The 240-nt window shown below is 40.8% G+C and carries 1 rRNA gene; it reads right to left on the reverse strand.

Annotation, left to right across the window (positions count from 1 at the left end):
- Positions 1 to 71: ribosomal RNA gene (locus tag AAZT04_RS26365) — 16S ribosomal RNA — on the reverse strand; the annotation flags it as partial.
- Positions 72 to 240 lie beyond the last annotated feature (169 nt).

Consider the following 240-nt stretch of genomic DNA (forward strand, 5'->3'; position numbering starts at 1 on the left):
TACCGCTCGACTTGCATGTGTTAGGCCTGCCGCCAGCGTTCAATCTGAGCCATGATCAAACTCTTCAATTAAAAGCTTGATTTGCTTCAACTCGTGAAGCGATGCTCGAAAATTAACTTTCGTAATAATTCAACTAAATGAATTACTGCTTGGTCACTCTTCAAGACTTGATATTTTTTTGAACCCGAAGGTTCTGGATATCGTCTTGTGGAGTGCCCACACAGATTGTCTGATAAATTG

The organism is Serratia sp. Je.1.23.a, assembly GCF_051129805.1.
GTDB classification, from domain to species: domain Bacteria; phylum Pseudomonadota; class Gammaproteobacteria; order Enterobacterales; family Enterobacteriaceae; genus Serratia; species Serratia liquefaciens.